Annotated in this window: 1 pseudogene; it reads right to left on the bottom strand. The window is 62.2% G+C overall.

Annotated elements, in window-relative coordinates:
- Positions 1 to 325, bottom strand: a pseudogene (locus tag M3090_RS15730) (mobilization protein); the annotation flags it as partial.

Below are 325 nucleotides of genomic sequence, written 5' to 3'. Positions count from 1 at the left end.
ACCGTCCGCCCTGATGCGCGAGGCTGACCACTCCATGCGCCGTTGCAAGCCCTCCGCACCCGCCATCCTGCCCAGCCTTGCCGACTTGATGGGGGTCGCCACCTTGTTCCCGTCTGCATCCAATGCCGTATAGACAATGCCGTGATAGGCGCGTCCGCCCGCTTCGCCCCTGACTTCCTCCATGCCTATGTTATATAAGGAGAGCAATGCCCGGAACTCGCCCATCGACTGGAAGCGGTAGAGCTTGAGCAACGGCTTGACGGTATCAGCTATCTGCCGGCGTATGTCGCCCTTCGCCGCATCCACCGGGCGGAGCTTCCATTCC

It is taken from the genome of Bacteroides sp. ET71 (assembly GCF_023336905.1).
Classification (GTDB): Bacteria; Bacteroidota; Bacteroidia; order Bacteroidales; family Bacteroidaceae; genus Bacteroides.
The sequence above is the reverse complement of the archived record's forward strand: the minus strand, read 5'-3'. Positions and strand labels throughout refer to the sequence as shown.